This is a genomic window from Aeromonas sp. QDB20, assembly GCF_027707805.1.
Taxonomy (GTDB): Bacteria; Pseudomonadota; Gammaproteobacteria; order Enterobacterales; family Aeromonadaceae; genus Aeromonas; species Aeromonas dhakensis.
Genome location: NZ_JAPCJC010000025.1, coordinates 12,674 through 31,409 on the forward strand (window position 1 = coordinate 12,674; position 18,736 = coordinate 31,409).

The following is an 18,736-nucleotide window of genomic DNA, read 5'->3' on the forward strand; positions in this document are numbered from 1 at the left end:
CCATATCCAGATTCACAGAACCCGCCCTCATGGAAAAGCGCCTCAGTACCGATCAGCCACTCGCCGCCGCTGCCGCGCACGACGCCTTGAATCGCACCAGCTATCCGGTGATCGCCGCCATCAGCTTCTCGCACCTGTTGAACGACATGATGCAGTCGGTGTTGCTGGCCATCTATCCGCTGCTCAAGCTCGGCCTCAACCTGTCGTTCGCCCAGATCGGCCTCATCACCCTCACCTACCAGTTCACAGGTTCGCTGTTGCAGCCGCTCATCGGCCTCTACACCGACCGTCGGCCCATGCCCTATTCATTGCCGTTCGGCATGGGCTTTACGATGATCGGCTTGCTGTCGTTGTCGCAGGCAGCCAGCTTCGGTGCCGTGCTGCTGTCGGCCATGCTGATCGGTATCGGTTCGTCGGTGTTCCACCCGGAATCGTCCCGGGTCGCTCGCATGGCGGCCGGCAGTCAGCCCGGGCTGGCCCAGTCGCTGTTCCAGATCGGCGGCAACCTGGGGTCGGCCATAGGCCCGCTGCTCGCCGCGCTGATCGTAGTGCCACGGGGCCAGGGCAGCGCGGCCTGGTTCTCGCTGTTCGCCCTGATCGGCGTCATCGTGCTCAGCCTGGTCGGGCGCTGGTCCAGCCACCACGCCGCCAACTTCCACAAACGGATGAAGGCGCACCTCGGTCACGGTCTGAGCCGCCGCCAGATCGGCTGGTCGCTGACCATCCTCGGCCTGCTGATGTTCTCCAAATTCTTCTACATGGCCAGTCTCAGCAGCTATTACACCTTCTACCTGATGGACAAGTTCAGCCTGTCGCTGGACAGCGCCCAGCTCTATCTGTTCGCCTTCCTGTTTGCCGTCGCGGCAGGTACCGTGCTCGGCGGGCCGATCGGTGACCGCATCGGTCGCAAGCGGGTGATCTGGATCTCCATCCTCGGCGTCGCCCCCTTCACCCTGCTACTGCCCCATGTCGACCTGTTCTGGACCTCGGTGCTCTCGGTCATCATCGGCCTGATCCTGGCCTCGGCCTTCTCTGCCATCCTGGTCTACGCCCAGGAGCTGGTGCCCGGCAAGGTCGGCACCATCTCCGGCCTGTTCTTCGGTATCGCCTTCGGCATGGGGGGCATAGGGGCGGCTCTGCTCGGCCAACTGGCGGATGCCACCAGCATCGAAACCGTGTACCGGGTCTGCGCCTACCTGCCGCTCATCGGCCTGCTGACCGTGTTCTTGCCAACCCTTAGAAAGGGATAGCGGGCCACCCCGCGAGGAATGCAACCCATAAAAAACGCGGCCTGAGCGGCCGCGTTTGACGTGGATGAGAGCAAGGGGTGGTCAGCAGTACTGGCCGGCCACCCAACCGCCGGGACTACAGCCCCACTGGAAGTTGCCGTCGCGAAGGCCGCTATCGCGCTCATAGACGATACACAAGCAGCCTCCATCAGCAGTACTGGCCAGCCACCCAGCCGCTGGGGCTACAGCCCCACTGGAAGTTGCCATCGCGAAGGCCGCTATCGCGCTCATCGACGATACAGAAGCAGCCGCCATCAGCAGTACTGGCCAGCCACCCAGCCGGAGGACCAGGCCCACTGGAAGTTGTAGCCACCGAGCCAGCCGGTCACGTCCACCACCTCGCCGATGAAGTAGAGGCCGGCCACCTTGCGCGCCTCCATGGTCTTGGAGGAGAGTTCGTTGGTATCAACCCCCCCCAGGGTCACCTCGGCGGTGCGATAGCCCTCGGTGCCGTTGGGCAGGATCTGCCAATCCCCCAGCAGGGTGGCCACCGCCTCCAGCTCCCGCTCGTTGTACTGGCGCATCGGCTTGCTGACCAGCTGGCCCAGCTCCACCAGCTTGTCGACGAAGCGCTTGGGCAGCTCGCGCCCCAGCACGGTTTTCAGCTCCTGTGCCGAATGGGCCTGGGCCCACTCCCTGAGGGTGGCGGCGATGTCGAGCTCCGGCAGCAGGTTGATGTGGATCTTCTCCCCCGCCAGCCAGAAGGAGGAGATCTGCAGGATGGCCGGGCCGGAGAGGCCGCGATGGGTGAACAACATGGCCTCCTTGAAACAGGTGCCATCCTCGGCGGTCACCGCCACCGGCAGGCTGACCCCGGCCAGATCGGCGAAGGCCTCTTTATCTGCCTGATGCAGGGTGAAGGGCACCAGCCCGGCACGGGTCGGTAGCACCTTGAGGCCGAACTGCTCCGCCAGCTTGAAGCCGTAGGGGGTGGCACCGAGCTTCGGCATGGAGAGGCCGCCGGTGGCCACCACCAGCGAGTGGCAGGTTATCTCACCCTGACTGGTGGTCAGCACGAAGCCCTCGTCGTTCTTGCTGACGGTGAGGATCTCGGTCTGGAACTGCAGGGCCACGCCGGCCCAGTCGCACTCGGTCAGCAGGATGTCGACGATCTCCTTGGCGCTCTCGTCACAAAAGAGCTGGCCCAGGGTCTTCTCGTGATAGTTCAGGCCGTGCCGGTCCACCAGCTCGATGAAATCCTGCTGGGTGTAGCGCGCCAGCGCCGACTTGCAGAAGTGAGGGTTGGCCGAGAGAAAGGCGTGGGGGCCGGCCTGATGGTTGGTGAAGTTGCAGCGGCCGCCGCCACTGATGAGGATCTTGCGGCCCGGCTTCTTGGCGTTGTCGAGCACCAGCACGGAGCGGCCCCGATAACCAGCCTGGGCCGCACACATCAAGCCGGCCGCCCCGGCGCCGATCACCACCACATCAAACTGCTTCATCATCACTCACCCATCAAAAGAAAAACGGCCCCTGTTCAAACGAGAGACCGTCATTGTACCCGGCAGACACCAGCCCAGCGGTTGCAGGACATTTGCAACAGAAAACGGCCCCTGTTAAGAGGGGCCGTCATTGTACTGGCTGAACACTAAGTGTCCACGACTATCAGGCGTTGCCATCCATGATGCTGGCCGGGGCGCCCTTGGCCAGCTCGGCCAGCTCCTTGTCGATGAAGTAGAGGCCCTTGCCGTCCTCGCCCACCAGGCTCAGACGATCGACGATGCTCTTGAACAGCTTCTCCTCTTCGTGCTGCTCGGCCACGTACCACTGCAGGAAGTTGAAGGTGGAGTAGTCCTGGGTGGTGAACGCCACGTGAGCCAGGCCGTTGATGCACTTGGTGATGTGGTATTCGTGCTCGAGGGTGGTACGGAAGATGTCGCCCAGCGACTTAAACTCGTGGGGAGGGGCATCGATGGCACCCAGCAGCGGCATGGCACCGGTCTCGCTCACGTAAGTGAACAGGCGCTCCATGTGCTGACGCTCCTCGACGGCGTGCTGGCGCAGGAAGGTGGCCGCCCCCTCGAAGCCCTTGTCCTCGCACCAGGCGCTCATCTGCAGGTAGAGGTTGGAGGAATAGAATTCAAGATTAATCTGCTCGTTCAACTTCTCGATCATGGCTTTGGCCAACATGATGATTCTCCACTGTGATTTGGTCACGATTGTCGCCACAGTTGCTGCCCGACGCAACCAGATAGCGCAGCCGAAGATCCCAGTTGTGACAGCTTTTCGCCTCATCCTATCCCCCATACGGTTATAGAGAAGCAAAGAAACATGGTGTAAGCGGATTCAGCCATTATGATGGCGCCAGTGGTCGGGGAAAGGATTCAATGAGATTCATAATGGCACTGGCGCTGCTCTGGATGACCCAGTTGCAGGCAGCTCCCTCCTTGCTGAAAGAGGCTGAATTGCAGGCGGCGCGCGATCCCGTCGGCTATCTGCAGCGCCTCGACGCCAGTCCCCAGCAGGATATGGAACTGTTCTACGCCAGGTCCCTGGCCCAAGCAGCCCTTGGCCGCTATCCACAGGCCCTGCTCGACAACGCCCGGGCCCGCGGGCTGGCCAGCGCCCAGCAGGAGACCCTGCGCCTGCTCGACTTTCGCTTGCAGCAGATCGCCCTCACCCTGGACACCGAGGCGCCGGATCAGGCGCTCACCCTGCTGGAGCAGCTCAGACCCGCCGTTGCCGGCCATCCGCAACAGACCTCGGAGTGGCACGCCCTGAACGGGCTCGCCCTCTACCGCACCCAGCAACTAAGCCCGGCCATCGCCGAACTCAAGACCGCCTTTCGCCTCAAACAATCGGTACCGGACTCCCCTATCGCCAGCCTGCAGTGTGCCCGCCTGCTGATGACCCTCGGCAACCTCTATGCCGATCTGAACCTGGCGCGGGAAGCCGAAGGCTACTATCTGGAGGCGCTGCAACGCATGGTGCAGCTGGGCGAACCCAACAGCCAGATCATCATCCGCGCCAACATGGCGCGGCTCTATATCGATACCGATCGACCCGCCCAGGCCAGGCGGCTGCTGGACAACCTGCTCAGCAACCCGGAGCTGGCGCCGGATTACCGAGCCATCATCCTCGGCTATCAGGCCATGGCGCTCAACGCCCAGCACGACTGGGCCGGCGCCCTGCGCACCCTGGACGAGGCACAGGCGTTGTATCGGCAGCTGGGCTACCCGGAAGCCGGCACGCGCCTGCAGGAGACCCGGGCCCGGGCGCTGCAGGGTAGCGGCGAGAAACAGCTGGCGCTGCAGGTGCTGACCAGCCAGGGGAGCACGGGAGCCGCCAGCAAGGCGCTGCAGGCCAGCCTGCTGGCGGATCAGGGGCGCTACCCGGAGGCCTACCAGGCACTCAGCGAATACGTGAGCGACTACAAGCAGCACTTCAACCAGACCCTGAGCCAGCATGCCGCCGCCTTCCAGGCCGAGATGGATCTGGCCCGCAGCGAGGCCAGCAACCGGGTGCTGCAGCAGGAGAATGAGAACAAGCGCCAGCAGCTGCTGCATCAGCAGAGTGCCCGCCACTACCAGCTGATGCTGGTCGGCCTGCTGGCAGGAGCCCTGCTGCTGCTCGGACTCACCACCCATCGGCTGCACCGCAGCTCACGCCACCTCTACAAGCTGGCCACCTTCGATCAGCTGACCGAGCTGCCCAATCGCCGTGCCCTGCTGGAGCGGCTGGCCAGCCGCTGGCAGCAGGAGGGGCCGCTCACCCTGATCATCATCGACATCGATCACTTCAAGCAGATCAACGACCGTCACGGCCATCAGGCGGGGGACAGAGCTATTCAGCGGTTGGCGCGGGAGCTGAGATCCTGGGCGCCCGACCAGCAGCTGGTGGGGCGCTGGGGTGGCGAGGAGTTTCTGGTAGCGGTGCCGCTGCCGGCGGCGGATTGCTGGTATCTGGCAGAGCAACTGCGCCAGCGCATCGGCCAGATCGAACAGCCGCGCATGACCATCAGCATCGGGGTGGCCGGCCGCTCGGCCACCGATGACGGGCTGGGCCAGCTCATCCACCGGGCCGACATGGCCATGTATCAGGCCAAGCGCCAGGGCCGCAACCAGACCATACTGGCCGCGGAGCCTGGCAGCCCCGAAGAACCGGAGGCACTGGCCAGCAGCGTGGCCTGAGCCGCAGCCTCCCCTGACTCAGGGCTGCAGCTCGCTGAGGGAGGCGACATCCACGGGCTCGCCATAGTCCACCCCCGCCAGCTCGAAGCCGTTGAGCTGCATGAAGTCCTGCCGCAGCCCGGCAAAATCCCCCAGCGCGTGGAAGTTGTCCGGCGTCACCTTGGACCAGAGCGCCGAGATGGCGGCCTGCACGGCCGGGTCGAGCTCGTGGTCATCCATCCGGATCAGCCGGTTGCCGTCAGCCACCACCCCTTGCGGGCCGTACATTTTGCTGGCGAACAACCGCTGCATCTGCTCGATGCAGCCCTCGTGTACCCCGCGCTCCTTCATCACCCCCATCAACAAGCCCAGATAGACAGGCAGCACCGGAATATAGGCGCTCGCCTTGGTCACCAGCGCCTTGCAGACCGACACCCAGGCGTGGCCGCCGATCTCCGCCAGCTGCAGGTTGATGGTCTCGGCGGTGGCGTGCAGGTGCTCCTTGGCATAGCCGATGGTGCCGTCCCGATAGAGGGGATAGGTCGATTCGGGGCCGATATAGGAGTAGGCCACCGTCTGGGCGCCGGGCGCCAAGCAATCCGCCTGCTGCAGCGCCTGCAACCAGAGCTGCCAATCCTCGCCCCCCATCACGCTGACGGTGTCGCGGATCTCCTCCGGGGTGGCCGGATCCAGCGACTGCTGCACCAGTGTGTCCTGTTCCAGATCCAGCCCCCAGCCGCGAAAGGGCTGGCCGGTGGTCTTGAGCACGGAGCGCACTTGCGTGCCGTCCGGCAGCACCCGGATGCCGCTCGCCAACGAGTAGATCACCAGATCCACCTGTCCGAGCTGCTGGCGGATGACGTCGATGGCCTGCTGACGCATCTGGTCTGAGAAAGCGTCACCGATCAGGTTGATGGCCACGCGGCCAGCCTGTTCCGCCTCCGTGCGAAACCAGATGTTGTTGTACCAGCCGGCGCTGCCCAGCCCCTTGTCGGAGGGGCCGCGCTCGAACGACACGCCAATGGTGTCGGCGCCGGCCCCGAAGGCCAGGGCGATGCGCGACGCCAGCCCGAAGCCGGACGAAGCGCCCAGCACCAGCACCCGTTTCGGCCCGTTGAACGGGCCCGCCGCCCGGATCCGCGCGATCTGCTGCAGCACGGCGGCGCGGCAGCCGATGGGGTGACAGTTGCGGGCGACGCAGCCCTGGATTTGTGGATGAATGATCATCAAGGAGTCTCCGGGAAAGGAACACGACAGCAGGAACGGCCGTGGAACGCAGCGGCGCGCCACGGTTTGCCAAGGGAACTGGCTACAGCATAACCAAGCGGGGCAGGATTACCTTGATGTCGGGCGGAATATCGGCGGGAAGAGGGCAGAAAAACAAAAGGGAGCGCGAGGCTCCCCAAAGCGGTATTCAGATGCTTTTTGTTGTTTTGTGTTCATTGCGAAACACGGGCACATCCTATGCCTGTCACCGGCTACGGGCAAGCCGGCAGGTGTGACCTGCTTCAAACTCCTGTTCGATTTATCGCCAGTTTATTGCCCATCATCGACAGTAAGCTCCATAGGAAACTCTTTAAAATCCCAAAACTGTGCCGGGGACACCATTTTAGTTTCAGCAGACATTGGTATAGTGGACTCAGGATCAGTGAGGAGAACTCCCATGAATGGAACCTATTACAAACACATACTGGCCGCGATCGACCTGTCGGAAGACAACCGCAAGGTGATCGAGAAGGCGGTCGACCGGGCCCGCTCCAACGGCGCCAAGCTGTCGGTGATCCATGTCGATGTGGACCTCAAGGATCTCTACACCGAGATGATCGATATCGACATCGACAACGTGCAGGACCAGGTGATCGCCGAGGCGAAAGAGAAGCTGGAAGCCTTCCTGGCGTCGGTGGACTACCCCATCGAGAAGAAGCTGGTGATCTGCGGCGATTTGAGCGAGCGGGTCAACCAGGCGGTCAGGGATTATCAGATCGACCTGCTGGTGTGCGGCCACCGCCAGAGCTTCTGGAGCCTGCTCACCTCAAGTGCGCGCCAGCTGATGAATACCGTGCCCTGCGATCTGCTGGTCGTCCCCTTGCAGAAGTAACCGAACAGGCGTAGTTTGATTTGCCATGAATATGACCTCGTTCAATCACAACTACTGGTGGTGCTGCTCTTAAACAGGCGGCACTGCTTTTCTATGTAAAATTTCCCAAAGAAAACACCGTGACCGCCGAGAGGCGGTCATTGTTTTCATCCCTTTGTCGCCTCCCGGCTCACCCAACTGGAGAGAGTGACATGCACAACCCCGTTATCCTGACCGGCGACCGTCCCACCGGCAAACTGCACATCGGCCACTACGTCGGCTCGCTGCGCCAGCGCGTGGCCGCCCAGCACCATTACCGCCAGTTCGTGATGATCGCCGATCTGCAGGCGCTGACCGACAACGGCCACAACCCGGCCAAGGTGACCGATCACGTGCTGGAAGTGATGGCCGACTACCTGGCCGCCGGCCTCGATCCGGCCAAAACCACCTTCTGCCTGCAGAGCGCCCTGCCCGCCCTCGCCGAGCTGACGACCTATTACCTCAACCTGGTCAGCGTCGCCCGGCTGGAGCGCAACCCCACCGTCAAGGCGGAGATCCAGCAGAAAGGGTTCGAGCGCAGCCTGCCGGCCGGCTTCCTGATCTATCCGGTCAGCCAGGCCGCCGACATCACCGCCTTTCGCGCCACCCATGTGCCGGTGGGCGAGGATCAGCTGCCCATGTTGGAGCAGACCAACGAGATAGTGCGCCGCTTCAACTCTCTGGTTGGCAAGGAGGTGCTGACCGAGTGCCAGCCCATTCTGAGCGACACCGGCCGCCTGCCCGGCATCGACGGCAAGGCCAAGATGTCCAAGTCCCTCGGCAACACCATAGAGCTCGGCATGTCGAGCGACGAGATCAAGCAGGCGGTGTTCGCCATGTATACCGACCCCAACCACCTCAAGGTGAGCGATCCGGGTCAAGTGGAGGGCAATACGGTGTTCGCCTATCTGGATGCCTTCCACCCCGACAAGGCGCTGGTGGCCGAGATGAAGGCCCATTATCAGCGCGGCGGGCTGGGGGACATGCGCTGCAAGCAGGTGCTCAATGACTGCCTGCAGACCCTGCTCGCCCCGATGCGGGAACGGCGCGAGGCGGCCATCGCCGACAAGCGCCAGCTGCTGCGCCTGTTGCAGCAGGGCACCGAGCAGGCGCGCGCCCTGACCGACGAGGTGCTGGCCGAGGTGAAGGGGGCGATGGGGCTCGACTACTTCGCCGGATTGAACTGATCCGCCCCGCGCTGCGCCGGGCTACCGAGCGCATCCGCCCCGTAGCGCTCGAACGCCAGCCGGTGCAACAGCCCCTTGAACCAGCCGATCGCCTCGTCATGGGCGGTGAGCGGGTGGCCCGCCATCAGATAGACGATGGGGATGGCGGGGTCCAGCTGGTGCAGCCGCAGCGGGTAGTAGCGGCAGAAGTGGCGCCCGATCATCTCTGGCACCACCACCAGATAGCGGCCGGTGGCCATCAGCGGCGGCACCGCCATAAAGCTCGGCAGGCGGACACCCAATTCCCGCTCCACCCCGAAGCGAGCCAGCCAGAGATCCACCATGGCCTGGCTATGGCCCCAGCTGGAGGTGTGGATGTGGGGCCGGCTGACCAGATCATCCGGCCCCAGCACGTCCGGCAGCTCGCAGCCAAGGGGCGACAGACAGACCAGCGGGTTGTTGAACCAGGGCTCGCGCCACAGCCGGGGCGAGAGGTGGTTGGCATCGGCGAAACCGATCACCAGATCCAGCTCCCCCTTCTCCAGCTCCCGCTCGTAGTCGCTATTGGCCAGCTCGCACACCTCCAGCCGGCAGTGAGGGGCATGCCGGTGCAACCGCTCCACCAGCGCCGGCACCAGGCCGTGTTCCACCGAACCCGGGGTGGCGATACGAAAGATCCGCCGCGCACTGGCGGGATCGAACCCCTTCGCCTGCCGCAACCCCTGCTCCAGCATGGCCAGCGCCTGGCGCACCGGGCCAGCCAGCGCCTTGGCGCGCTCGGTCGGCATCATCTCGCGCCGGCTCATCACGAACAGGGGATCGTCCAGCGCCGTTCGCAGCCGCCCCAGCGCATGACTGACGGTGGACTGGGAGAGGTGCAGCCGCTCGGCGGCACGGGTGACGTTGCGCTCCTGCATCAGCATGTCGAACACGGTGAGCAGGTTGAGGTCGAGGCGGGAAAGGGGCAGTTCCATCGATATTGACCATGGTTGGATGACGACAATTCATTTTTGGCATAGTAGCAGATTGCATAGAATGCGCAGGCGAATTACATCGGAGATTAAAATGCGTAGCTATCTGTTGTTGCTGGCGATTGGCCTGTTGTGGGGCTCCCAGTTCATTTTCATGCATCAGGCCGTGACCGAATTGCCCCCCATCATGGTGGCAGCCGGTCGCGCCTTGTGTGGCAGCCTGACCCTGGGTCTGCTCTGCCTGTTCATGCGTCTCAAGAGCGAGCACACCCCGTGGCGTACCTACATGTTGATCGCCCTGCTCGATGCCACCCTGCCCTTCATCATGGTGGCCTGGGGTCAACAGTATGTGGATAGCGCCATCGCCGCCGTGGTAATGGGTTGTATCCCGTTTGTCACCATCCTGATGGCACCCTTGTTGGTTTCCGGTGAAAAAATCACCAAGGGCGGTCTCGTCTCCGTGATCATCGGCTTCGTCGGCGTACTGGTGCTGTTCTGGCCGAAACTGGCCAGCGGGATGAATGCCGGCCTGCTCGGCGCCATGGCCATCCTGTTCGGTGCCAGCTGCTTCGCCATCGGCCTGCTGATGATCAAGCGCTTCGCCAAGGACCACCCGGTGGTCGTGGCACGCAACATCCTGATCTCCTCGGCCATCCAGCTGCTGCTGGCCGCACCGTTCGTCACCGATCTGAGCGCGCTCACCCTGCCGAGCCAGCAGGCCATCGGCGCCGTCGCGGTGCTCGGGGTGTTCTGTACCGGTCTGGTCTACTTCCTCTACATGGCGCTGATCCAGAAGGCGGGCCCGACCTTCGCCTCCTTCAGCAACTACCTGGTGCCGCTGTTCGGCGTCATGCTGGGTGCCCTGTTCCTCGGCGAGCAGATCCAGTCCACCACCGGCGTGGCACTGGCCCTGATCCTGGGCTCGGTCGCCCTCAACCAGTGGGCCCAGCAGCGCCGCGTCCAGCGGGAGGCTGCCCTATGTCAGGCATCCTGACCACGCTCTGCGGCGGCCTGGTGGTGATCGCCGGCTGGCAGTATCGCCAGCGGCTGGTGGGTCTGCTCGGGCTGTTGATGGTGCTGCTGCCCTGGTTCTTCGACAGCAAGCTGCAAGCCATGCTGAGCTATGCGTTGAGCGCCTGAGGTCTGTTTCTGAATGTGTGACGAGAGTGTATCTCTCCTGTTTTTGGGACCGTTTTAAAAAAACCTCCGATTTGTCCCCTCTACCGGCGCTCTGCGCCGGTTTTTTTATGCCCGCCTGGCGGCCTTGCCGTCCCATCACCCCAGATAGCGATAACTCAGCCGCTCGTTCTTGCGCGGCCCTGTGATCTGCCAGCCGAGCAGAAAACCGCCCTCGGCCGGCGTCAGCTCGGCGCTGTAGTGATCCTGGCCACACAGATGGGGTTCGGCAGTGAGCCAGCGACCATCGGCCTGGGGCAGCAGCTCGAACAGCACCACCGGCTGTTCATAGCGCAGATGAGAGAGGCGGATCCCCTGCTCGCCGCGCTGCCACCAGAAACGGTTGTGCATGGTCAGCACCCGGCCATGGGGCGTGGTGTAGCGACCCGTCTCGACAAACAACCAGCCGCCCTGGTGATCGGTCACCACCACCTCCCCCTCGCCGCTGCCACTCCAGTCGGTGGCGGATCCTGCCCCGTTGCTCGCGCTAAAGGCAAATGCTCCGATCTGTGGCAACTGGCGCCATAAACGCTGGATCACGGCTTCCTTCTCGGCCATCATAGCCCCCTTCAAAATTGACAACTGACGACAAATCAACCACATGAACTACTTGATAGGGGTTACCCTGCTCTGGTCATTCTCCTTCAGCCTGATCGGGGTCTATCTCGCCGGCCAGGTGGATGCCTACTTCTCGGTGCTGACCCGCATCGTGCTCGCCAGCCTGGTGTTCCTGCCCTTCCTGCGCCGCCGCTGGCTGCGGCCCGACCTGGTGGCCAAGCTGATGGCCCTCGGTGCCACCCAGCTCGGCATCATGTATCTGTTCTATTACCACTCCTTCCTGCTGCTGACGGTGCCGGAAGTGCTGGTGTTCACCATCTTCACCCCCATCTACGTCACCCTGATCCACGATCTGCTGGAGCGGCGCTTCAAGCCGATCTATCTGTGGGGAGCACTGCTGGCGGTGCTGGGGGCGGCCGTCATCCGCTTCGACGGGCTGACCGAAAGCTACGTGCTGGGCTTCCTGGTGGTGCAGGGTGCCAACGTCTGCTTCGCCCTGGGTCAGGTGGGCTACAAGGTACTGCTGGCACGGGAGGAACAGCAACCGCCGCAACTGGCGGTGTTCGGCTGCTTCTATCTGGGCGCCCTGGCCGTGGCCCTGCCCGCCTGGTGGCTGCTCGGCACACCGCAATACCCCACCAGCGCCCTGCAGTGGGGCATATTGCTGTGGCTGGGGATCGGTGCCTCGGGCCTTGGTTACTTCCTGTGGAACAAGGGGGCGACCCAGGTCAGCAGCGGCGTGCTGGCCATCATGAACAACGCCCTGATCCCGGCGGGTCTTCTGGTCAACCTAGTGCTGTGGGGCAAGGATACCGACCTGCTCAGGCTCAGCCTGGGCGGCCTGCTGATGCTGGCCTCCCTCTGGGTATGCCAGCGTCATGGGGTAAGTGAGCGCTGACTAAAAATCAGCCAACGACTGTGTTGTGCTCCCGTCTGGCCTGACCGTGACAGGTGGCCAGCCGGGCCAGCAGGTGATCGATCTGCTCGCCGGCCTGACTCTGCACCAGCCCGATGCTGACGGTCACCGGCCGTTGCGGCAACAGGCTGGCATCGGCGATCTCCATCCGCAGTCGCTCGGCAATCTCGAGGCCGCTCAGTCGGTCGGTCTGGGAGAGCATCAGGATGAAGCCGTCTTCGTCCCAGCGGGCGAAGGGATCTTCCCGCCGCAGTTCGTGGCGCACGATGCGGGCCAGCTTGGCCAGCATGGCGTCGCAGGCCGCCTCGCCAAACAGCTGCTGGATCTTGGCTCTGTGATCGACGGTGAATTGCAGCAGGCTGAAACTGCCGCTCGCGCTGGCCAGCCGCTCATCGAGCAGCTGTTCGAAGCGGCTGCGGCTCTCCAGCCCGGTGAGGGGATCGGTACCGTGCCGCTCCTCCACCTGCACTGCCTGCGGTTCGAGCAGACGCACCACCCCCAGCACCTGGCCGTGGACATCGCGCCTGGCCCGCTCTTCCAGCCGAACATAGTGGCCATCGTGATGCAGGATCCGGTATTCGAGCCGGATCTGGGCCACCCGCCCGCTCTGGCAGGCCAGTTGCGCCTCCTGCAGGCTCCCCAGATCGTCGGGGTGCACCCGCTCCAGCCAGCCGAGATCATCCAGACCGGCTTCGTTCAATCCCAGTAGCCGCAGACAGGAGAGATCTCGCTGCACGCCCTGCTGCGGACTCCAGCTCCAGAGCCCTGCCTCCAGCAAGGCGATGGCATCCGCCATCAGCGCCAGATCAAACCGGGTAATTGCCTCCCTGAGGGGAGCCTTGAGCATGTCCATCGAGCGCCTCGACACCGAATCTGAAGACCTTCTCAATAAGTAACATTGGCTCTCGCGCCGAGCAACAGGGTCAGCTCGCTTTTCCTTGATAGCCGTTCATCAGGGCCTGCCAGTTCTCCGGTACGAAGTGAAAACTGGTATGCAGCTGGGACTCCTTGTTGAAGGAGCGCAGCAAGCGTTCCAGGTTGGCCTGCTGCCAGTTGCCGGGCGAGCGGATGGCCCCCTTGTCGAAGTCGATCACCCACACCTTGCCCTCCTTGTCGAGCAACAGGTTGTGGCTGTTGAGATCGGCGTGATAGACCCCGGCGTCGTGCAACTGGCGCACCGTCTGGCCCACCTTGTGCCACACCTCGCCGGCGATCGGCCCCTGCTTGAGCAGGGCGACCAGATCCTTGGCGCCGCGGATGCGCTCGATCAGGATGTCGGCCCGGTAGAAGGGGCCCTGTTTGGCCATGCGGGCGGCAAACGGGCGCGGCACCGGCAACCCCTGGGCGCTCAACTTGGCCAGCAGGCTGTATTCGGCCATGGCCCGGCTAGACTCCACTCCCTCGAACCAGAAGCGATCCCGCACCACCTTGCCCACCATGCCGCCGCGATAGTAGTGACGCAGCACCAGGTGGCGGGATTCATCCTTCACGAACCAGGTCACACCGCGGCCGATGGAGGTACCCACCACCTGCCGGTTGTTCTGCCACCAGGCCGGATCAAACAGCTCAGGAGAAGGGTCGCGAAACGCCCCTTCGGCATACCAGCAGATCTGGTTGTGTTCGGTCTGAATTTGCATCTTGGTCATTCCGGTCGGTCATCGCTACGGGTTGGCGCTCAGGGCCAGGGCAACAGGGGCCCGGTGGGGCCGGCTGCCAGTCGTGCGCAATTTTACAATCCACAGGGGAGTTTGCATAATGCCATCCATCCATTTTGCCATCGTTGCGCCACATCATGCCGCTGTTCCAAACGCCGCCCTCCTCCATCTGCATCCTGCGGCTCTCCGCCATCGGGGATTGCTGCCACGCGCTGGCGCTGGTGCGCGTCATCCAGCGTGCCTGGCCCCAGACCCGCATCACCTGGATCACCGGCAAGATTGAGGCGACCCTGTTTGCCGATCTGCCTGGGGTCGAGGTCATCCCCTTCGACAAGAGCAAGGGCTGGCGCGGCTATCGCGAGCTCTGGCAGGCCCTCAAGGGGCGCAGGTTCGATGCCCTGCTCCACCTGCAGGCGGCCATGCGGGCCAGCATCGCCACCCTCGGCATCAAGGCTAAAGTCAAACTCGGGTTTGATCGGGAGCGGGCCAGCGACGGCCAGTGGCTGTTCACCAACCATCCCGTGCCCTCACCCGCTTCACCCCACGTGCTGGACGGCTTTCTCGCCTTTGCCAAAGAGCTCGGCATCCAGGATCTGACCCCGGACTGGCAACTGCCCATCAGCGCCGAGCACCAGGCCTGGGCGAAGGAGAAGATCGGCGGCAAGCCGACTCTGCTCATCTGCGCCGCCGCCAGCAAGGCCTTCAAGAACTGGACTGCCGCCGGCTATGCCGCACTGGCGGATCACGCCGCCCTCAAGGGGTTTCAGGTCTATCTGTGTGGCGGGCCGGCCAAGCTGGAGCGGGAACTGGCTGCCAACATTCAGCGCTTAAGCCACAGCAAGCCGGTGGATCTGGTGGGGCAGACCAACCTCAAGCAACTGCTGGCGCTGATCAAGGAGGCCAGCCTGGTGCTGGCTCCCGATACCGGCCCGGCTCACATGGCCACCCTGGTGGGTACGCCGGTGCTCGGCCTCTATGCCCATCACAACCCGGATCGTACCGGCCCCTATCTGTGCCGCGACTACGCGGTCAGCGTCTATCAGGAGCTGATTGAGCAGGAGACCGGCAAGCCGCTGGCCAAGCTTGGCTGGCGCACCCGCCTCAAGGATCCGGACGCCATGGGCAAAATCACCAGCGAACGGGTCATCGCCGCCTTCGACCGGCTCTGCGCCGAGCGCCAACTGCCGCGCTGATGATGCGCGCAACTCGGAAATCCCGAAGCCAGCGGCAGGGATAATCTGCTGGCCCGCCCCGGCAACGGCAGGCAGAATGAGGGCTGATGTGGGTTACGCTCCCGCAGCAAGCTACGAATACTTTGATCGGCTGGAATATGATTCCGGCCGTTTTTTTATCCGCTGCCTTCTGTTAAAATTCGCCGCCTTTACATCCCTCTTCTTCAAGAATTTTCCGCGTTTCGGATTTGGCTGTCTCCCTTTCGGGCACAAGACGGCGGCCTCTGCTACAACCAAAACACGGGTTTAGATTAAAGGTACAGACATGGCGCAACAAGGCACTCTCTATATCATCTCCTCCCCGAGCGGAGCGGGTAAATCCAGCCTGCTCAATGCCTTGCTGACCCAGCACAACAGCGCAGGCAAGATGCAGCTGTCGGTCTCCCACACCACCCGCGCCACCCGTCCCGGTGAAGAGCACGGGGTGCACTACCACTTCGTCAAGGTGGAAGAGTTCAAGGCGCTGATCGAGCGTGGCGACTTTCTGGAGTGGGCCGAGGTGTTCGGCAACTACTACGGCACCTCCCGCGCCGCCATCGAAGCCTGCCTGGCGCAGGGCATCGACGTCTTCCTCGACATCGACTGGCAGGGAGCCCGCCAGATCCGCGAGCAGATGCCGACCAAATCCATCTTCATCCTGCCCCCCAGCCGCGAAGAGCTGGAGCGTCGCCTGATCGGCCGCGGCCAGGACAGTGCAGAGGTGATCAAGGGCCGGATGGATAAAGCCATTGCCGAAATGGTGCACTACGACGAGTATGACTATGTCATCATCAACGAAGACTTTGAGCAGGCGCTGTTCCAGCTCAGGGCCATCATCGAGTGCCAACGGCTGGAATTGCGCCAGCAGCAGCAGGCCCAACAAAACTTGCTGCAACAGCTACTGGCAGAATAGGCCAAAAACAAGTAAACTTTTGCGTCATTTTTAAACACCGCTTTTTTAAACCGAGAAAGCCCAAACACTGGAGTCCTGCATGGCACGCGTTACTGTAGAAGATGCTGTAAAACAGGTAGGTAACCGTTTTGACCTGGTGCTGGTCGCCGCACGCCGCGCCCGCCAAATCGCGGTTCAAGGCAAAGATCCCCTGGTTGACGAAGAGAACGACAAGCCGACCGTGATCGCCCTGCGTGAGATCGAACTGGGTCTGGTGAACAACCAGGTAATGGATACCCAGGACCGTTACGAGCAGCAAGAGCAGGAAGCCGCCGAGCTGGCTGCCGTTGCCGCCATCGCCGAAGGTCGCGGCTAAGTCAGCTGTTTCCTATAGTCGGCGCCCGCCCGGGTGCCGACTGTTCTCCCCCATTTACAACCGCTCGAAAACCTCGCAAACTCAGGACTATACCCTCTATATCCACGGATTGCCGTTTCACCGCTGCGGGGACTGTCTTGTATTTATTTGAAAATCTTAAAGAAATAGCCAGTTCCTACCTGCCACCCGAGCAGGTGGAGAAGCTCAGGCAAGCCTATGTGGTGGCCCGTGATGCTCACCAGGGACAGATGCGTTCCAGCGGCGAGCCCTACATCACCCACCCGGTTGCCGTTGCCCGCATTCTCGGCGACATGCGCCTCGATCATGAAACCCTGATGGCCGCCGTGCTGCACGACGTCATCGAAGATACTCCTGTCACCAAGGCCGACCTGGCCGAACTGTTTGGCGATGCCGTTGCCGAGCTGGTATCAGGCGTCTCCAAGCTCGACAAGCTGAAGTTTCGCGATCGCAAGGAGGCCCAGGCCGAGAACTTCCGCAAGATGGTGATGGCCATGACCCAGGATATCCGGGTCATCCTGATCAAGCTGGCCGACCGCACCCACAACATGCGTACCCTGGGCTCGCTACGGCCGGACAAGCGCCGCCGCATCGCCCGGGAAACCCTCGAGATCTTCGCCCCCATCGCCAACCGCCTCGGTATTCACACCATGAAGAACGAGCTGGAAGAGCTGGGCTTCGAGGCGCTCTACCCCATGCGCTCGCGGGTGTTGCGCGAATCGGTGCGCCGCGCCCGCGGCAATCGCCGCGAAATCATCGACTCCATCCAGAGCGAGATTGAAGGCCGGCTGCGGGAAGCAGGCATCGAATCCCAGGTCAGCGGCCGCGAGAAGAACCTGTTCTCCATCTACAACAAGATGGAGAAAAAAGAGCTGCAATTTCATGAGGTAATGGATATCTACGCCTTTCGCGTGAGGGTGAAGGACATAGATACCTGTTACCGGGTGCTGGGCCAGATGCACAGTCTCTACAAGCCCCGCCCCGGCCGCTTCAAGGATTACATCGCCATCCCCAAGACCAACGGCTACCAGTCGTTGCACACCTCCCTGGTGGGGCCGCACGGGGTACCGGTGGAGGTGCAGATCCGCACCGAATTCATGGATCAGATGGCCGACAAGGGCGTCGCCGCCCACTGGGCCTACAAGCAGGATGGCGACAGCTCGGGTACCACGGCCCAGATCCGCGCCCAGCGCTGGATGCAGAGCCTGCTCGAGCTGCAGCAGAGCGCCGGCAGCTCCTTTGAATTCATCGAGGGGGTCAAGACCGACCTCTTCCCCGACGAGATCTACGTGTTCACGCCGGAAGGGCGCATCATGGAGCTGCCCGCCGGGGCCACTCCGGTGGACTTCGCCTACACGGTGCACACCGACATCGGCCACGCCTGCGTCGGCTCGCGGGTCGACCGCCACCCCTATCCGCTGAGCAGCCCGCTGCACTCCGGCCAGACGGTGGAGATCATCACGGCACCGGGGGCCCGCCCGAACGCGGCCTGGCTCAACTTCGTGGTGACCACCAAGGCCCGCTCCAAGATCCGCCAGTTCCTCAAGAACCTGCGCACCGAGGAGTCGGTGGTGCTGGGTCGCCGCCTGCTCAACCATGCACTCGGCGCCAAGAACATCGAAGACATCCCCGAGCCTCGCATCAAGCAGGTGCTGGCCGACACCAAGCACGAGAACCTGCAGGGCCTGTTGGCCGACGTGGGCCTTGGCAACGCCATGAGCGTGATGGTGGCGCGCCGCATGCTGGGGGATGAACTGCCGCCGGAAGAGCAGCCCAAGTCCAGCAGCAAGAAGATGCCGATCAAGGGTGCCGACGGCATGCTGGTCACCTTTGCCAACTGCTGCCGCCCCATCCCGGGGGACGCCATCATCGCCCACATCAGCCCGGGCAAGGGGCTGGTGATCCACCAGGAAGCCTGCCGCAACATCAAGGGCTACAGCAAGGAGCCGGACAAGTACCTGCCGGTGCAGTGGGAAGTGGACAAGGAGCAGGAACAGGAGTTCCGTACCGGCATCAGCATCGAGATCGTTAACCACCAGGGCGCCCTGGCGGAGCTGGCCAACGTGATTGCCGCCACCGGCGCCAACATTCACGCCATCAGCACCGAAGAGAAGGATGGCCGGGTCTATCTGGTCACCCTGCTCATCACCACCAAGAGCCGGATCCACCTCGCCAACATCATGCGCAAGATCCGGGTGATGCCGAACGTGCTCAAGGTGAGCCGGCAGAAAAACTGAACACAGGCGGCGCAAGCCGCCTGCTGCTTTTCAAGAGACATGCTGGCCC

At 63.1% G+C, this 18,736-nt stretch carries 18 protein-coding genes; 11 read left to right on the forward strand and 7 right to left on the reverse strand.

Annotated features, from left to right (window positions below; all coding sequences use genetic code 11):
* Positions 1-29 precede the first annotated feature (29 nt).
* The gene (locus PG897_RS19670; RefSeq protein ID WP_201882068.1) at positions 30-1,250 is read left to right on the forward strand and encodes an MFS transporter; all 1,221 of its coding nucleotides are present in this window, start codon (positions 30-32) and stop codon (positions 1,248-1,250) included.
* A 293-nt stretch (positions 1,251-1,543) separates the two neighbouring features.
* Here PG897_RS19670 and PG897_RS19675 read toward each other — a convergent pair whose 3' ends face one another.
* Both PG897_RS19675 and ftnA read right to left on the reverse strand, forming a co-directional pair.
* Positions 1,544-2,728 carry an NAD(P)/FAD-dependent oxidoreductase gene (locus PG897_RS19675; RefSeq protein WP_201882066.1) on the reverse strand — a complete coding sequence of 395 codons (1,185 nt, stop codon included), beginning with the start codon at positions 2,726-2,728 and terminating at the stop codon, positions 1,544-1,546.
* A gap of 163 nt (positions 2,729-2,891) precedes the next feature.
* Entirely contained in the window at positions 2,892-3,416 is a 525-nt protein-coding gene (ftnA, locus tag PG897_RS19680) for a non-heme ferritin (RefSeq protein WP_005307011.1), read from the reverse strand.
* A gap of 209 nt (positions 3,417-3,625) precedes the next feature.
* Here ftnA and PG897_RS19685 point away from each other — a divergent pair, with 209 nt between their 5' ends.
* Positions 3,626-5,416 (forward strand): GGDEF domain-containing protein, encoded by a 1,791-nt coding sequence (locus PG897_RS19685; protein WP_201882088.1) that lies wholly within the window; start codon positions 3,626-3,628, stop codon positions 5,414-5,416.
* An 18-nt stretch (positions 5,417-5,434) separates the two neighbouring features.
* On the opposite strand, the gene fabV is transcribed toward PG897_RS19685, so the two are convergent.
* A complete protein-coding gene (fabV, locus tag PG897_RS19690; protein ID WP_201882064.1) occupies positions 5,435-6,622 on the reverse strand; it encodes an enoyl-ACP reductase FabV in 1,188 nt (395 codons plus the stop codon).
* 436 nt (positions 6,623-7,058) lie between these two features.
* On the opposite strand from fabV, the gene PG897_RS19695 reads away from it, so the two are divergent.
* Positions 7,059-7,493: a universal stress protein gene (locus PG897_RS19695; RefSeq protein ID WP_010635648.1), complete on the forward strand. Its 435-nt coding sequence runs from the start codon at positions 7,059-7,061 to the stop codon at positions 7,491-7,493.
* Between the two features lie 191 nt (positions 7,494-7,684).
* Positions 7,685-8,698, forward strand: a complete 1,014-nt coding sequence (gene trpS / locus PG897_RS19700) for a tryptophan--tRNA ligase (RefSeq protein ID WP_010635647.1) — start codon at positions 7,685-7,687, stop codon at positions 8,696-8,698.
* On the opposite strand, the gene PG897_RS19705 is transcribed toward trpS, so the two are convergent.
* The gene (locus PG897_RS19705) at positions 8,677-9,651 is read right to left on the reverse strand and encodes a LysR family transcriptional regulator (RefSeq protein ID WP_201882062.1); all 975 of its coding nucleotides are present in this window, start codon (positions 9,649-9,651) and stop codon (positions 8,677-8,679) included. The two genes, trpS and PG897_RS19705, sit on opposite strands and share 22 nt — an antisense overlap.
* A gap of 91 nt (positions 9,652-9,742) precedes the next feature.
* Between PG897_RS19705 and PG897_RS19710 the strand changes: the two genes are divergently transcribed.
* Together PG897_RS19710 and PG897_RS19715 are read left to right on the forward strand one after the other, a co-directional pair.
* On the forward strand, positions 9,743-10,642 hold the full coding sequence (locus tag PG897_RS19710; protein WP_010635645.1) for a DMT family transporter: 900 nt from the start codon (positions 9,743-9,745) through the stop codon (positions 10,640-10,642).
* Entirely contained in the window at positions 10,627-10,788 is a 162-nt protein-coding gene (locus tag PG897_RS19715) for a hypothetical protein (protein WP_005307030.1), read from the forward strand. The genes PG897_RS19710 and PG897_RS19715 overlap by 16 nt, the downstream gene beginning before the upstream one ends.
* Before the next feature lie 135 nt (positions 10,789-10,923).
* Here PG897_RS19715 and PG897_RS19720 read toward each other — a convergent pair whose 3' ends face one another.
* Complete coding sequence (locus PG897_RS19720; RefSeq protein WP_117405688.1) at positions 10,924-11,382, reverse strand: DUF6314 family protein; 459 nt, start codon at positions 11,380-11,382, stop codon at positions 10,924-10,926.
* 43 nt (positions 11,383-11,425) lie between these two features.
* Here PG897_RS19720 and PG897_RS19725 point away from each other — a divergent pair, with 43 nt between their 5' ends.
* Positions 11,426-12,280, forward strand: coding sequence for a DMT family transporter (locus PG897_RS19725; RefSeq protein WP_017766481.1), 855 nt, complete (start codon positions 11,426-11,428; stop codon positions 12,278-12,280).
* Positions 12,281-12,287: 7 nt separating this feature from the next.
* Here PG897_RS19725 and PG897_RS19730 read toward each other — a convergent pair whose 3' ends face one another.
* Together PG897_RS19730 and PG897_RS19735 are read right to left on the reverse strand one after the other, a co-directional pair.
* Positions 12,288-13,151, reverse strand: a complete 864-nt coding sequence (locus tag PG897_RS19730) for a GGDEF domain-containing protein (protein WP_010635641.1) — start codon at positions 13,149-13,151, stop codon at positions 12,288-12,290.
* A gap of 70 nt (positions 13,152-13,221) precedes the next feature.
* A complete protein-coding gene (locus PG897_RS19735) occupies positions 13,222-13,935 on the reverse strand; it encodes a 3-deoxy-D-manno-octulosonic acid kinase (protein WP_026141425.1) in 714 nt (237 codons plus the stop codon).
* Positions 13,936-14,090: 155 nt separating this feature from the next.
* Here PG897_RS19735 and PG897_RS19740 point away from each other — a divergent pair, with 155 nt between their 5' ends.
* The 4 genes from PG897_RS19740 (at position 14,091) to spoT (ending at position 18,687) form a co-directional block, all read left to right on the forward strand.
* Positions 14,091-15,146 carry a glycosyltransferase family 9 protein gene (locus PG897_RS19740; protein WP_201882060.1) on the forward strand — a complete coding sequence of 352 codons (1,056 nt, stop codon included), beginning with the start codon at positions 14,091-14,093 and terminating at the stop codon, positions 15,144-15,146.
* A gap of 304 nt (positions 15,147-15,450) precedes the next feature.
* Complete coding sequence (gene gmk, locus PG897_RS19745) at positions 15,451-16,077, forward strand: guanylate kinase (RefSeq protein ID WP_017766485.1); 627 nt, start codon at positions 15,451-15,453, stop codon at positions 16,075-16,077.
* 79 nt (positions 16,078-16,156) lie between these two features.
* The gene (rpoZ, locus tag PG897_RS19750; protein WP_005307060.1) at positions 16,157-16,432 is read left to right on the forward strand and encodes a DNA-directed RNA polymerase subunit omega; all 276 of its coding nucleotides are present in this window, start codon (positions 16,157-16,159) and stop codon (positions 16,430-16,432) included.
* 137 nt (positions 16,433-16,569) lie between these two features.
* A complete protein-coding gene (spoT, locus tag PG897_RS19755) occupies positions 16,570-18,687 on the forward strand; it encodes a bifunctional GTP diphosphokinase/guanosine-3',5'-bis pyrophosphate 3'-pyrophosphohydrolase (RefSeq protein WP_005307064.1) in 2,118 nt (705 codons plus the stop codon).
* The last annotated feature ends 49 nt before the right edge of the window (positions 18,688-18,736 follow it).